Source organism: Streptomyces sp. NPDC093801 (genome assembly GCF_040701585.1).
GTDB lineage: Bacteria > Actinomycetota > Actinomycetes > Streptomycetales > Streptomycetaceae > Streptomyces.
In genome coordinates this window covers 34,338-47,659 of sequence record NZ_JBFBDP010000006.1, presented here as the reverse complement: position 1 = coordinate 47,659, position 13,322 = coordinate 34,338, and the positions used below count along the sequence as shown (strand labels likewise).

Genomic DNA, 13,322 nt, shown 5'->3' with positions numbered 1-13,322 from the left:
TCGATGCGCAAGCTGTGCACCGCGCTGACGTCCTCGCTCGACCTGGAGGCGCCGGCCGATCCGCAGACCCTCTTCCGCGCCCTGTGCGACGCGATGAGCCGGACCCGCGGCGGCCGCCCCATCGTGCTGCGCTTCGAGCGCTTCCCCACCGAGCTGACCACCTCGGGCCTGTGGCTGAACATGGAGAAGTACGACATCGTCGTCGTGGAGAAGTACACGACCCCGGACCACCAACTGGTCATCCTCGGGCACGAGCTGTGGCACATGAACGCCGGACACTGCGGCGAGCACGGCAACAGGGCGGCCGACGCGGCCCGCTCCCTGCCGGACGCCTCCTCGCTGACGTACGCGAGCGTCGCCGCGCGGTCCCACTACGAGGACGCCCAGGAGATCGAGGCCGAGCGGTTCGGGCTGATGCTCGGGGACCGGTGCCGGCCCTGGCTGGCGGGCGGGGAGTCCCCCGGGGCGGGACGCAGGAACGGTGTGGCGGGCCGGATAGGCAACGCCCTCGGCTACCGCGGACCGATCGGCTGACGTTGACCTCGGACAGGTTCTACATCCCGTACCTCATCCCGGCGGCGATCCTCACCCTGGCCTTGGCCATCCGCCTGCCGGTGATCATGAGGTTCTGGCGGATCGACCCGAACGTGCGCTCCCTCGGCGGGCTGCTCGTGCTGGGCTCGGCCGTGTTCTACTTCGGCCGCCCCAAGACGCTCGCCCTGCTGAACAGCTCCACGGGCGTCAGCAACTTCGCGGCGCCGCTGGTCTACTCGCTGCTGACGCTGTTCTGCGCCTCCTGCCTGATCATGATCATCCACTGGCGCGGGGGCGATCCCCGGCGGGTCCGCCGGACCATCTGGACGATCGGGGCCGTCTACGCGGCCGTGGTCGCCGGGCTGTGGATCACCTTCGCCTTCGCCGACGTGCCGGTCGAGCGGCTGCGGGACCTGGACACCTACTACGCCAACACCCCCTGGATGCGCGAGCACATCCTGCTCTATCTCGGGGCGCACACGGCCGCCTGCCTGGTCACCTCGGCGGTCACCTGGACGTGGCTGCGCGAGGTGTCCGGCTGGCTGCGGGCGGGCCTGGTGTTCCTGGTCGTCGGGTTCATCCTGAACCTCTGCTACGACACCGTGAAGCTCGTCGCGGTGGTCACCCGCTGGACCGGCCACGACCTGGACTGGCTCAGCACCTACGTGGCCCCGCCCATCGCCTCGGTGTGCGCCCTGTTCATCGCCGTGGGCTTCATTCTCCCGCACGCCGGCCAGGCCGCACAGGCGCTGTGGACGGACTACCGCCAGTACCGCTCCCTCGCCCCGTTCGTGCGCGAGCTGGCCGGACTGGAGGCCCCGCTGCGGCTGCCCCGGCGGACCCCGGTGAGCCGGCGCCTGGTCCAGCGCCGGACGCAGATCAGCGACGGGCTGCTGCGGCTCCAGCCGTACATGGACCCCGACGTCCGCGCACGGGCCCTCGCCGAGGCGCTGGCCCGCGGCGAGACGCCCGCCCGGGCGGCGGCGACCGCCGACGCCGTGGCGGTGGTCGCGGCGGTGGGCGGCCTGCGCCTGGGCCGCGCCGCCGGACCCGGCAGCGGGGCGGAGGGCACGATCGTCGCCGGGGCGGCCCCGGCTGGCACCCCGGACCTCGTCGCCGTGTCCCGGGCCCTGCGCCGCTCCCCCGTCGTCTCCTCCTTCCGCACCCGGCCGGACCCTCCGGTCCGGCCGGAGGGCGTGCGCCGCTGAGCGGTGCCCCGGTCCCGGTTCAGGCCGGGGGGACGAGCTCGAACCAGCGGTCGAGCAGGGCCGGGTCGCCGGTGACCTCCAGGCCGGCCGCGGGGAGGCGCTGCCAGAGGAACAGGGTGAGGTCGGAGGCCGTGCCCGCCGCCTCGACGGCCACCGGGCCGGTGCCGCCCGGATCCAGGCGCACCCGGTCCCCGGTGAACTCCAGCGTCCAGGATCCGGGGCCGTCGCTGCGGCGGAAGCGGTAGCGCTCCCCGGCTCCGGCCGGGGCCGGCTTCCAGCCGCGCCGGGCGGGGACCATGACCTCGAAGGTCTGGGCGACCGCGTCGGCGGCGAAGGCCGGGTCGAAGGGGGCCGGCGTGCCCGTGACGGACTCCGCGTCCCAGCGGTGGACGGCCTGTTCGACGGTCTGCACGCGCGCCCAGAAGCCGCTGGTCCGCTCGGGCGACCAGCTCCACACCGGTACGCCGGGGCCGAGTTCGTCCAGCGTGTCCGCCAGTTCCCGGGCGGCGGCGGCCGACCAGTCGAGGAGTTCCGCGGGGACGGGGCCGCGGTGCGGGGTCGCGTCGTGCCGGGGCCAGGCGGCCCGTACGCCGGGGTCCTCGGGGAGCGCGTAGAGCGCCGGGTCCGTCGCGTCGGGGGGCTCGGTGTGCCGCCCCCGCAGGACGTGGGTGAGGTAGCGCTGGACGCTGCCGAGGTGGCCGGCGAGGTCGGCGACGGACCAGCCGGGGCAGGACGGGACCGGTGGTGCGTCCCGGCCGCCTTCGGCGGCCCGTCGCAGGGCCCGGTCGAAGGCCGCCGCCTCGCTCCGGAAGACGCTGAGCCTGGTGGGGTGGTCCATGCGGTCCACCCTGCCCCGGGCGGGCGGCCCGCGCCTCAGCTTGCGCCGCGGGCGAACGCGCCCAGGGCCTCGGCGGTCTGTGCCTCCAGGCCGTCGGCCCCGCAGGCGCGGCTGGTCAGGTGGGCGCGGGTGAGCAGGTCGGGGTCGCGCAGCTCGGTGCCGAGCGCGGCGAGGGCGCGGGCCAGCTCGTAGGCCGCCGGGGAGTCCTCCAACTGGGTGACGGCCTCGGCCAGCAGGGCGGCGCGCTGTTCCGGCGGCGCCACCTCGGCCGAGACGCGCAGGGCCTGTCCGATGGCGGAGGGGGCGCCGAAGGCCCTCGCGCGGTGCAGTGCCTCGGCGGCCAGGGCGCGGGCCCTGGCGGGGTCCTCGGGGGCCACCGTGCGGGCCAGGTGCAGCCGCCAGGGGCACCAGGCGGGGTTCTGGATCCCGCGCGGGGTCAGCCGCCGGTCCACCGCCTCCAGTTCGACGGCGGCCGCCTTGCGGTCCCCGGCGGCCAGGAGGAGTTCGGCGTAGACGGTCTGGGAGTCGGGGAAGACGACGGCGGCGGGGAAGGGCTCCCCGTACTCGTGCTCCCGGGCCAGCGCCCAGGCCTCCTCGGTCCGGCCGCGGCCGAGCAGGGTGGTGATGAGGATGGTGATCGCGTACCAGTGCACGGGCGTGCGGCGGCCCACGCGCTCGGCGAGGCGCAGGCCGGCCCGGGCCAGTTCCTCGGCCTCGGTCAGGCGGCCGCGCCGGTAGCGGATGTAGGCGCGCAGGCTGTAGGCGAAGGACAGGTGGGCACCGTGCCAGCCCTGGCGTTCGAACTCGGCGGTGCCCGCCTCGAAGAGCTCCTCCGCGCGGCCGGGCCGGTCGGCGTACATGTGGACCATCGCGGCGAGCACGGGGACCTCGAAGCCGCGGTCCTCCTGGGCCCAGCTGAAGGGCTGTTCCAGGACCCGCCCGGCGTGGTGGAGGGCCACGTCGAGGGGTTCGCCGCGCAGGCAGGCGTCCCAGGCGCGCAGTCCGATGACGTAGCGCTCGGTGAGGTCGCGGCCGGTGAGCCGGTCGGCGAGTTTGGCGAGGCGCCGGGAGCGGGCCGGCGAGTCGGGTTCGGCGGCGTCGAAGGCGTCCCACATGAACTGCTCGGACTGCAGGCGCAGCCGGGCGCGCGGGTCGTGGGCGCGCGGTATCTCGCCGGCGAGGAGTTCGGAGGCGGCCCGCAGGTGGTCGCTGTGGGCGAGGACCTGGGCGAGCCGGATGACGATCCCCTGGCGCAGCGCGGGGTCGTCGAAGGGTTCGGCGAGGGCGGCCCGCAGGTGGTTGACGGTGGTGGCGGGCTCGGTGAGCAGGGAGGCGCAGCCGAGTTCGTAGAGGACGGCGGCGCGTTCGCCGAAGTCCGGGGGCTCCTGGAGGGCGCGGGCGAGCTGGCGGCGGGCGGCTTCGGGGGCGCCGGCCCGGAGGTTCTCGGCGGCGGCCTCGCGCAGGGTGCGCACCACCCAGGGGTCGCTCTCCGGGTGGGTCTCCAGGAGGTGGCGGGCGGCGGCGGAGGAACCGAGTCCGGCGTCGACGACGGCGGCCGCCGCCTTGCCGTGCAGGGCGACGCGCAGGGCGTCGGGGATGGCCCGGTAGATGGCGGTGGCGATGAGCGGGTGGACGAACTCCAGCCCGGTGTCCCCGTCCTCGGCGTCCGCCGGGGCGGCCGACAGGATGCGGGCGTCGCGCAGCCGCCAGGTGGCGCCGGCGGCTTCCTCGACCCCGAGTCCGGCGACGCGGGCGGCGATCTGCCGGGGGATGGCGGTGCCCAGGACGGCGCAGGCCCAGGCGAAGCGGACGGTGGAGGGGCCGAGGCTCTGGAGGCGGGCGACCAGGCCGCTGCCGCGCTGGGCGGCGGCCAGGTCGTGCAGCAGCGGGGCGCTGGACTCCACGGGGGTGATGCCCCGGGCGCGGACCTTGGCGGTGAGTTCGACGGCCTCGAAGGGGTTGCCGGTGGTGACGGCCCAGGCCTCGTGGCAGAAGGCGTCCTCCGCGTGCGCGCCGACGGTCTCGCGGACCAGGGTGGCGACGGCGGCCTCGGTGAGCGGGGCCAGGCTGAGGGGGCGCCGGCCGGCCCGGCCGGGCAGGGTGCGGAAGGCCTCGGCGTGCGCGGGGAGTTCGTCGGGGCGGTAGGCGACGACGAGGAGCAGCGGGAGGTGCTCGGCGCGCGGGGCGAACGCGGCGAGCCAGCCGAGGGATTCGGGGTCGGCCCAGTGGGCGTCGTCGAGGACGAGGACGACGGGGGCGCGCTGGACGGTGAGGTGGGTGAGCACCCAGTCCAGCCCGTCGCGCAGGCCCTGGGGGTCGGGCGGTGCGCCCTGTTCGGGGGCGCACAGGCCGAGCGCCGGCCCGACGATCGCGTACCAGCTGCCGAGTGCGGCGCGCAGCTCGGCCTCGGGGCGGCCGGCCAGCTGGGGCTGGATGAGCTGGCGGGCGACGTGGAAGGGCTGGCTCTGCTCCTGTTCGCCGCCGCGTGCGGCGAGGAGGGTGCAGGAGCGGGCGAGGGCGCGGCGGCGCACTTCGGCGAGCAGGGTGGTCTTGCCGAGGCCGGCCGGGCCGGAGAGGGCGAGCAGGCCGCCGGCCGCGTCGGGGCCGGTGCCGGTGAGCCGGTCCAGGGCCTCGTCGACGCCGGCGAGTTCCGTCTCGCGTTCGAAGAGCGAGCGCCGTGTGCGGGTCCGGCGGTCCGTCATGGCTCGTACCCCCCAGGCCGGTTCGGGGGTTCAGCCTACGCCCGCGCGCGTGCCGGGGCGCCCGCTATCGGGAAAGAATCTGATCTTCTCTTCCGGGCCTCGCCCCCGCGGGGGCGTCGCGGGGCGGGCGACGGGTTTGACGCGGCCTCCAGCGGACAGCCGCCAGGTGAGGCACCCTGACGTGCCGGTCACCGGACGGCCCCGGGCACCGTGCGGGGCCCCCACGACCCGGAGGCGAACGATGGACACGGACCGCGGTCAGGCGGATGCGGAGCGGCGCGGCGTGCCGCTCCCGGACGCGGGGGCGATGGTGGACGAGCACGGCCGGGCGCCCGGCACGCCGTCCCGTACGGGTACGGGCGCGGGCCCCGCGGCCGATCCCGCACGGGTGGCCGCGGCGCGCACCGCGGAGGGGCCCGCGGCGGAGGTGAGCGTCCTGGTCAGCCACTGCGACCGGGCGGGTGCCGGGGCCGTGCTGGACGTGCTGGCGGAGGCGTTCCCCGGTATGACCGCGCCGGCCCCGGTGCCGGCGCGGGCCGCCGCCGGTCCGGCGGCGGACCCGAGCATCTGGGCGGTGACGGTGGACGTCCGCCGCCGTGCGCCCGGAACGGGCCCGGAGGCCCGGCCGGCCTCGCCGGTGAGGGCCGAGCTGGACGGAGCGGCCGCATCGGTGCGCCAGGTGCGCGCCGTCCTGGAGGAGGCCTTCGCCGGCGAGCACCTCGGCACCGTCTCCGGGGAGCACGAGGTCCAGGTCGCCCTGCTGCTGAGCGCCCGGGACGCGCCCCGCGACCGGGCCGGCGGTCCGGCCTAGGGGGTGTCCGCAAAGTCCCGCCTGCCCCGCGGGCGGCCGGCGCTCCGTTGCGGGCACCCCCTAGGCCAGGTCGAAGCGGCCCGCCCGGGCGCCCAGGACGAACTTGCGCCATCCGTTCGGGGCGAAGACGAGTGACGGGTCGTCGGGACGGTCGCTGTCGCGCATGGCGATGAAGCCCTCCACGAAGGCGATCTGGAGGTCGCCCGCGCCCCGGCTGCTCGGCTGCCAGTCCGCCCCGCTGAGATCGAGGTCGGGCCTGCCCCAGTGAGCGGGGGTCCGCGCTGTCGTGCTCTCGGCCATCTGCCTGCTCCTCCCGGTACGTCGTCGTTGGGTGGCCCAGGGTAGCCACCGCGGCGGGCGCCGCACAGACCACGGCGTGGTCTGCGTGGCCGCCGGGCCGGATCCGGCCCGGCGGCCGGCCGCGTGCGGGGCGCCCGGTGGCCTGCCGCGTGCGGGGCGCCCGGTGGCCTGCCGCGTGCGGCCGCGTGTGCGGCCCTGTGTGCGGCCCCGTGTCCGGGCCGGCTCAGGTGCCCGGCCGCTCCGCGCCCACCAGCCACATGGCGAAGAACTGCGCGCCGCCGCCGTAGGCGTGGCCCATGGCCCTGCGGGCGCCGGGCACCTGGTGTTCCCCCGCCAGGCCCCGGACCTGGAGGGCCGCCTCCGCGAAGCGGATCATGCCGGAGGCGCCGATCGGGTTGGTGGACAGGACGCCCCCGGAGGGGTTGACCGGGAGGTCGCCGTCGAGTTCGGTGACCCCGGCCTCGGTGAGCTTCCAGCCCTCGCCCTCCTGCGCGAAGCCCAGGTTCTCCAGCCACATGGGCTCGTACCAGGAGAAGGGGACGTACATCTCGACCGCGTCGATCTCCCGGCGCGGATCGGTGATCCCGGCCTGCCGGTAGACGTCGGCGGCGCAGTCCTTGCCGGCCTGCGGCGAGACGAAGTCCTTGCCCGCGAAGAGCGTCGGCTCGCTGCGCATCGCGCCGCCGTGCACCCACGCGGGGGGCCGCGGCGAGCGGGCCGCGCCCGCCCGGTCGGTGAGGACCATCGCGCAGGCCCCGTCCGAGGACGGGCAGGTCTCGGAGTAGCGGATCGGGTCCCACAGCATGGGCGAGGCCTGGACCTTCTCCAGGGTGATGTCGTGCTCGTGCAGGTGCGCGTACGGGTTCTTCAGCGCGTTGCGCCGGTCCTTGTACGCCACGAGCGAGCCCACCGTCTCGGGCGCGCCGGTGCGCCGCATGTACGCGCGCACGTGCGGGGCGAAGAACCCGCCGGCCCCGGCCAGCAGCGGCTGCTGGAACGGGACGGGGAGGGAGAGCCCCCACATGGCGTTCGACTCGGACTGCTTCTCGAAGGCCAGGGTCAGGACGGTGCGGTGGACGCGGGCGGCGACGAGGTTGGCGGCGACGAGCGCGGTGGAGCCGCCGACCGAGCCGGCGGTGTGCACGCGCAGCATCGGCTTGCCGACTGCGCCGAGGGCGTCGGCGAGGTAGAGCTCCGGCATCATCACGCCCTCGAAGAAGTCGGGGGCCTTGCCGATGACCACCGCGTCGATGTCCGCCCAGGTCAGTTCGGCGTCGGCGAGGGCGCGGACCGCGGCCTCGCGGACCAGGCCGGCGAGGGAGACGTCGTGGCGGGCGGCGACGTGCCGGGTCTGGCCGACGCCGACGACGGCCACCGGCTCCTTGCCCGTGGTGCCCGGTGCGCTCATGCTCGGTCCCCTTCCAGGACGGCGACCAGGTTCTGCTGGAGGCAGGGCCCGGAGGTGGCGTGGGCGACGGCCCGGTCGGACTCCCCGCGGTGGATCCGGGCGGCGGCCTCGCCGATGCGGATCAGGCCGGCGGCCATGACGGGGTTGGCGGCGAGGGCGCCGCCGGAGGGGTTGACGGCCACCCCGTCGCCGAGGCCGAGCGCCTTGCGCAGGACGACCTCCTGCGAGGAGAACGGCGCGTGCAGCTCGGCCGTGTCCACCGGGGCGTCGAAGAGCCCGGCGTGCTCGGCGGCGGTCCGGGTGGACGGGGAGTCGGTCAGGTCGCGCAGGCCCAGGCCGTGGGCCTCGATGCGGTGGTCGATGCCGGTGATCCAGGCGGGCCGCCGGCACAGCCGGCGGGCGGTGTCGCCGGCGGCCAGGACGACGGCGGCCGCCCCGTCGCCGATGGGCGGGCAGTCCCCGGTGCGCAGGGGCGCCACCTGGTAGCCGCCCTGCGGGACGGCTCCGCGGAGCTGGGCGTGCGGGTTGCCGGCGGCCGCGGCCCGGCTGCGGGCGCCGATGGCGGCGAGTGCCGTTTCGTCGGTCTCGCCCGCGTCGACGAGCGCCTGCGCCTGGAGGGCGGCCAGGGCCACGGAGTCGGGCCACAGGGGTGCGAGGTAGTACGGGTCGAGCTGGCGGGTGAGGACGTCGCGGACGGAGCCCGGGGAGGACTTCCCGTACGCGTAGACGAGCGCGGTGTCGGCCTCGCCGGTCTGGATCTTGACCCAGGCTTCGTGGAGGGCCCAGGCTCCGTCCATCTCGACGTGCGACTCGGAGATCGGCGGCCAGGCGCCGACGCCGTCGAGGGTCATGGTGAAGGAGAAGGCGCGGCCGGCGAGGTAGTCGCTGGAGCCGGAGCAGGTGAAGCCGATCTCGCCGGTCTTCAGGCCGGTGTCGGCCAGCACCCGGTGCAGGACCGGCATGACCATCTCGACTTCGCTGAGTTCGTCGGTGCGGCGCAGGTGGTCGCTCTGGGCGAAGGCGACGACGGCGACCTCGCGGGCGTGGCGCGTGCTCCCGGGCATCAGATGAGCTCCTTGTACGCGTCGTAGTCCGCGTCCGGTTCGCCGGTGGGGCGGTAGTGGTCGGGGTAGCGGCCGCCGTCGGTCCACACGGGTTCGACGCGCAGGCCCATGCGGACCTGGTCGTACGGGATGCCGCCGATCCGGCCGTGGAGGGCGAGGCCGGCGCCGTCGAGGGCGATGTGTGCGTAGACGTAGGGGACGTCGATGTCGAGGTTCTTCGCCTTGATGTTGACGATGCAGAAGGTGGTGACCGTGCCGGCCGGGCCCACCTCGACCCGGTCGGTGGTGGCGACCCCGCAGGTGGGGCAGGCGCCGCGCGGCGGGACGTAGACCTTGTGGCAGTCGGGGCAGCGCTCGCCGACGGTCCGCCGCTCGGAGAGGGCGTTGATGTACGCGGTCTGGGCGCGGCCGGGGCTGTAGGTGTAGTCCAGGCGGGCCTCGGCGACGATGCCGGTGACGGGGTCGGCGAAGACGCCGTCGTGCGGGGCGGCGGTGCCCTCGGCGCCGGTCTCCCCGTCGGGCTCGAAGCAGGCGATGTCGGTGATGGCCCCGGTGCGTTCGGCCGCCCAGCGCACGCGGACCCGCATGCCGGTGCGCACGGCGTCGGGGCCGGGGGCGTCGAGGGCGTGCAGGAGGGCGGTGTCGGCACCGTCGAGCCGGACCAGCACCCAGGCGAAGGGGGTGGCGAGGGGCTGCCGGGGGCGGGGCTCGCCGTTCCAGGCCCAGGTGGTGACGGTCCCGGTGGGCGCGACCTCGACGAGTTCGCGGAGCTCCTCGGCGGTGACGGGGTCGTATTCGACGGGCGGCACCATCACACCGCCGCCGGAGGTCCGTACCCCGAGGACGACGCGCTCGCGGAGCCCGGTGAGGAAGGCGCTCTGCACGGGCCCGAGGGACCGGGTGAAGGGGAACTCGACGACGAGGGGCGCACGCAGCACCTCGGGCGGGGACGCGGCTGTCATGGGTGGTCTCCGATGCTCGGACGGTGGTACGGGACGGAAGGGGCGGGCCCGGGCCGACGCACGGACCCGCCCCCTTGCCCGGAGGCCCGGGCGCGGGGCGCGCCCCCGTGGGCGGGGTCGCCGGGGTGGTGCCCCGACCCCGGGCACCACCCCGAAAGGCGGGGGCCGGGTGGTCCGCGCCCTCGGGGGCCGGGGCCCGGGCGGTGGGCCGGTCCGGGGTCGGGTCGTGCGGGTCCGGACGCGGCCCCTGGCTCGGAGCGCGGCCCGTGGGTTCGGGCGCGGCCCCTGGCTTGAGGCGCGGCCCCTTGGGCTCGGGCACCACCCCTGGGCTCGGGCGCGGCCCCTGGCTTGAGGCGCGGCCCCTTGGGCTCGGGCACCACCCCTGGGCTCGGGCGCGGCCCCTGGCTTGAGGCGTGGCCCCTTGGGTTCGGGCACCGCCCCTGGGCTCGGGCAACGCCCCTGGGCTCGGGCGCCGCCCCTGGCTTGAGGCGCGGCCCCTTGGGCTCGGGCACCGCCCCTGGGCTCGGGCGCCGCCCCTGGATTCGGGCACCGCCCCTGGATTCGGGCCGCGGGCGCGGAGGGCGGGGTGCGATCCCGGAGAGGACACGCCCGCCCGGGGCTGGGGCGCAGCCCCGGGCGGGCCGAGGTGCACCCCGCGGGGTTCCGGGCCGCCCCCCCCGGGGGGGCCGGGGCGCGGTCCCGCGGGATTCCGGGGCGCGCCCCCGGGGAACGGGGAAGGGCGGGTCGGGGTGCGGCCCCGTAGGGGTGGACGTGCTCGGCGCGGGGGCCGGTCAGGCCCGCCGGTAGACCGGCGCCCGCTTCTCCGCGAAGGCCCGCGCCCCCTCCTTCGCGTCGGCCGTGTCGAAGACGGGCCAGCCCCGGGCCAGTTCGGCGGCCAGCCCCTCCGCCTCCGTCATCCCGGCCGTCTCGTAGACGGAGGCCTTCACCGCCTCGACGGCCAGCGGCCCGCACGCGTTGATCCGTTCGGCGGTCTCCAGCGCGGCCTCCAGCGCCGTCCCGTCGGGCACCACCCGCCCGACGAGCCCGATCCGCGCCGCCTCCTCGGCCGAGTAGGGGCGCCCGGTGAGCAGCATCTCCAGGGCGTGCGTGCGCGGGATCTGCCGGGGCAGCCGTACGGTCGAGCCGCCGATCGGGAACAGCCCCCGTCTGACCTCGAAGAGCCCGAAGGTGGCCCCGGCCCCGGCGACCCGGATGTCCGTGCCCTGCAGGATCTCGGTGCCGCCGGCCACGCAGTGGCCCTCCACCGCCGCGATCACCGGCTTGCGCGGCCGGTGGTGGCGGAGCATCGCCTTCCAGTGGAGGTCGGGGTCGGCCTTGAGGCGGTCCCGGTACGCGTCGCCCGCCATGCCCCGCCCGGCCAGCGCCTTGAGGTCCATTCCGGCGCAGAAGTCCCCGCCCGCGCCCGTGAGGACCACCGACCGGATCCCGTCGTCCGCGTCCGCCTCCAGCCAGCCGTCGTAGAGCCCCACGAGCAGCGGAAGCGAGAGCGCGTTCTTCGCCTCCGGCCTGTTCATGGTGAGCACCAGCGTGGCGCCGTGGCGGTCCACGGTGAGGTGTTCCGTCCCACCCATTGCCGTCCTCCCGTCTCGAGACCTAGAACAGGTTGCAGGAGGGCCGGGTGCAGTACAAGGGTTTTCTGACGACCAGTCAGTTTTCTTGCCGGGCACCCTTCCCAGTTGGGCCGGGCGGCGCTCTAATGACCGCCGAGCAGACCGGCCGCCCGGTCCGGGTCAGGAGGAGGAACGGTGGAGTACAACCTTGCCGACCTGTTCGAATCGGTCGTGGACGTGGTCCCCGACCGCGAGGCCCTGGTGTACGTGGACCACCCCGGGACCGGCGCCGAGCGCCGCCTGACGTACGCGGAGCTGGACGCGGCCGCGAACCGCGTCGCGCACCACCTGGCGGACAGCGGCCTGGCGCCCGGCGAGCACGTGGGACTGCACCTCTACAACGGCGTCGAGTACCTCCAGACCGTGCTGGCCTGCCTCAAGGCGCGGCTCGTACCCGTGAACGTCAACTACCGTTACGTGGAGGAGGAGCTGGTCTACCTCTACAACGACGCCGACCTGGCCGCGCTCGTCTTCGAGGGCGAGTTCACGGAGCGGGTCGCGGCGGCCCTGCCGCAGACGCCGGGGCTGCGCCACCTGGTCCGGGTCGGTGCCACGCCGCCGGGCGCGCCGGAGCCGGCGATCACGCCCGTGGCGTACGGGGACGCCGAGGCGGCCGGGTCCCCGGAGCGCGGGTTCCCGCCGCGCAGCCCCGACGACCTGTTCATCATCTACACCGGCGGCACGACCGGCATGCCCAAGGGGGTCATGTGGCGGGCCGAGGACCTGTTCTTCGCCGGCCTGTTCGGCGGCGAGCCCTCCGGGGAGCCGGTCAAGCGCCCGGAGGAGCTGGCCGAGCGGGTCGCGGCGCGCGGCGCGGGGCTCACCTTCTTCCCCGCTCCCCCGCTGATGCACGGCACGTCGACCCTGACCTCGTTCATCGCCTTCAACTACGGGCAGCGGGTGGTGATCCACCGCAAGTACGTGCCCGAGGAGGTGCTGCGCACCATCGAGAAGGAGAAGGTGTCGAGCGTGTCACTGGTGGGCGACGCCATGCTCCGGCCGCTGATCGACGCCCTGAACGGACCACTGAGGGGGACGGACCTCTCCTCGCTGTTCAGCGTCTCCTCCTCGGGGGCGATCATGTCGGAGTCGGTGCGCGCCGAGTTCCGGCGGCTCGTGCCGAACGTGGTGCTGCTGAACAACTTCGGCTCGTCCGAGTCGGGTTCGAACGGGCGGGCCACGGACGACTCCGGCCCCGAGAAGGGGTTCCGGCTCCAGGTCAACGACCGTACGCAGGTGGTGGACCCGGTGACGCACGAGCCGGTGGCGGTGGGGGTGCCGGGGCGCCTCGCCCAGCGCGGGCACGTTCCGCTGGGCTACTACAACGACCCGGTGAAGACGGCGGAGACCTTCTTCCGGAAGGGCGCCGAGCGGTGGGTGCTGCTGGGCGACATGGCGACGGTCGACGAGGAGGGCATCGTCACCGTCCTCGGGCGCGGTTCGCAGTGCATCAACACCGGGGGCGAGAAGGTGTATCCGGAGGAGGTCGAGCAGGCGTTGAAGTCCCATCCGGACGTGTACGACGCCCTGGTCGCGGGCGTCGCGGACCCGACCTGGGGCAGCCACGTGGCCGCCGTGGTGCAGGTGCGGGCGGGCGCCCCGGAGCCCTCGCTGGACGAGATCCAGCGGCACTGCCGGACCCGGCTGGCGGGGTACAAGATCCCGCGCCAGCTGGTGATCGCCCCGGCCATCCAGCGCTCGCCGAGCGGCAAGGCGGACTACCGCTGGGCGAAGGCGGTGGCCAGCGAGGCGGACGCGGCGGGGCGGGCGTAGCAGCGGCCGGAGCGGCCGTCGGCCCGGAGCGGGCGGACGCCCCCGCGCCGGACCCGCGGCCCGAGGGAGGCGGCCCGACGGGGGCGGCCTG

Annotated in this window: 11 protein-coding genes; 4 read left to right on the top strand and 7 right to left on the bottom strand. The window is 75.7% G+C overall.

Going from position 1 to position 13,322, the window contains the following annotated elements:
• Nucleotides 1–3: 3 nt before the first annotated feature.
• Entirely contained in the window at nt 4–534 is a 531-nt protein-coding gene (locus AB0469_RS08315; protein ID WP_366450749.1) for a toxin-antitoxin system, toxin component, read from the top strand.
• Nucleotides 535–536: 2 nt separating this feature from the next.
• Entirely contained in the window at nt 537–1,742 is a 1,206-nt protein-coding gene (locus AB0469_RS08310) for an MAB_1171c family putative transporter (RefSeq protein WP_366450534.1), read from the top strand.
• A gap of 19 nt (nt 1,743–1,761) precedes the next feature.
• Here AB0469_RS08310 and AB0469_RS08305 read toward each other — a convergent pair whose 3' ends face one another.
• Both AB0469_RS08305 and AB0469_RS08300 read right to left on the bottom strand, forming a co-directional pair.
• A complete protein-coding gene (locus AB0469_RS08305) occupies nt 1,762–2,580 on the bottom strand; it encodes a maleylpyruvate isomerase family mycothiol-dependent enzyme (RefSeq protein WP_366450533.1) in 819 nt (272 codons plus the stop codon).
• A gap of 35 nt (nt 2,581–2,615) precedes the next feature.
• Nucleotides 2,616–5,282, bottom strand: coding sequence for an AAA family ATPase (locus tag AB0469_RS08300; RefSeq protein ID WP_366450532.1), 2,667 nt, complete (start codon nt 5,280–5,282; stop codon nt 2,616–2,618).
• Between the two features lie 241 nt (nt 5,283–5,523).
• On the opposite strand from AB0469_RS08300, the gene AB0469_RS08295 reads away from it, so the two are divergent.
• Nucleotides 5,524–6,093, top strand: coding sequence for a hypothetical protein (locus AB0469_RS08295; RefSeq protein WP_366450531.1), 570 nt, complete (start codon nt 5,524–5,526; stop codon nt 6,091–6,093).
• Nucleotides 6,094–6,153: 60 nt separating this feature from the next.
• Here the strand turns inward: AB0469_RS08295 and AB0469_RS08290 are convergent, their stop codons facing one another.
• From AB0469_RS08290 to AB0469_RS08270, 5 genes are all read right to left on the bottom strand, one after another.
• Nucleotides 6,154–6,393 carry a DUF397 domain-containing protein gene (locus AB0469_RS08290; protein WP_366450530.1) on the bottom strand — a complete coding sequence of 80 codons (240 nt, stop codon included), beginning with the start codon at nt 6,391–6,393 and terminating at the stop codon, nt 6,154–6,156.
• A gap of 223 nt (nt 6,394–6,616) precedes the next feature.
• On the bottom strand, nt 6,617–7,801 hold the full coding sequence (locus AB0469_RS08285) for a thiolase domain-containing protein (protein ID WP_366450529.1): 1,185 nt from the start codon (nt 7,799–7,801) through the stop codon (nt 6,617–6,619).
• Nucleotides 7,798–8,865 (bottom strand): thiolase domain-containing protein, encoded by a 1,068-nt coding sequence (locus tag AB0469_RS08280; protein WP_366450528.1) that lies wholly within the window; start codon nt 8,863–8,865, stop codon nt 7,798–7,800. The genes AB0469_RS08285 and AB0469_RS08280 overlap by 4 nt, the downstream gene beginning before the upstream one ends.
• The gene (locus tag AB0469_RS08275; protein ID WP_366450527.1) at nt 8,865–9,827 is read right to left on the bottom strand and encodes an OB-fold domain-containing protein; all 963 of its coding nucleotides are present in this window, start codon (nt 9,825–9,827) and stop codon (nt 8,865–8,867) included. Before AB0469_RS08275 ends, AB0469_RS08280 begins: the two co-directional genes overlap by 1 nt.
• Nucleotides 9,828–10,618: 791 nt before the next feature.
• On the bottom strand, nt 10,619–11,419 hold the full coding sequence (locus tag AB0469_RS08270; protein WP_366450526.1) for a crotonase/enoyl-CoA hydratase family protein: 801 nt from the start codon (nt 11,417–11,419) through the stop codon (nt 10,619–10,621).
• Nucleotides 11,420–11,593: 174 nt separating this feature from the next.
• Between AB0469_RS08270 and AB0469_RS08265 the strand changes: the two genes are divergently transcribed.
• Nucleotides 11,594–13,231 carry an acyl-CoA synthetase gene (locus AB0469_RS08265; RefSeq protein ID WP_366450525.1) on the top strand — a complete coding sequence of 546 codons (1,638 nt, stop codon included), beginning with the start codon at nt 11,594–11,596 and terminating at the stop codon, nt 13,229–13,231.
• Nucleotides 13,232–13,322 lie beyond the last annotated feature (91 nt).

Excerpts from the sequence above, each read along its gene's own strand:
- AB0469_RS08315 (WP_366450749.1), top strand. The coding sequence starts at position 4 with ATGCGCAAGCTGTGCACCGCGCTGACGTCCTCGCTCGACCTGGAGGCG.
- AB0469_RS08305 (WP_366450533.1), bottom strand. The coding sequence starts at position 2,580 with ATGGACCACCCCACCAGGCTCAGCGTCTTCCGGAGCGAGGCGGCGGCC.
- AB0469_RS08300 (WP_366450532.1), bottom strand. The coding sequence starts at position 5,282 with ATGACGGACCGCCGGACCCGCACACGGCGCTCGCTCTTCGAACGCGAG.
- AB0469_RS08295 (WP_366450531.1), top strand. The coding sequence starts at position 5,524 with ATGGACACGGACCGCGGTCAGGCGGATGCGGAGCGGCGCGGCGTGCCG.
- AB0469_RS08290 (WP_366450530.1), bottom strand. The coding sequence starts at position 6,393 with ATGGCCGAGAGCACGACAGCGCGGACCCCCGCTCACTGGGGCAGGCCC.
- AB0469_RS08285 (WP_366450529.1), bottom strand. The coding sequence starts at position 7,801 with ATGAGCGCACCGGGCACCACGGGCAAGGAGCCGGTGGCCGTCGTCGGC.
- AB0469_RS08280 (WP_366450528.1), bottom strand. The coding sequence starts at position 8,865 with ATGCCCGGGAGCACGCGCCACGCCCGCGAGGTCGCCGTCGTCGCCTTC.
- AB0469_RS08275 (WP_366450527.1), bottom strand. The coding sequence starts at position 9,827 with ATGACAGCCGCGTCCCCGCCCGAGGTGCTGCGTGCGCCCCTCGTCGTC.
- AB0469_RS08270 (WP_366450526.1), bottom strand. The coding sequence starts at position 11,419 with ATGGGTGGGACGGAACACCTCACCGTGGACCGCCACGGCGCCACGCTG.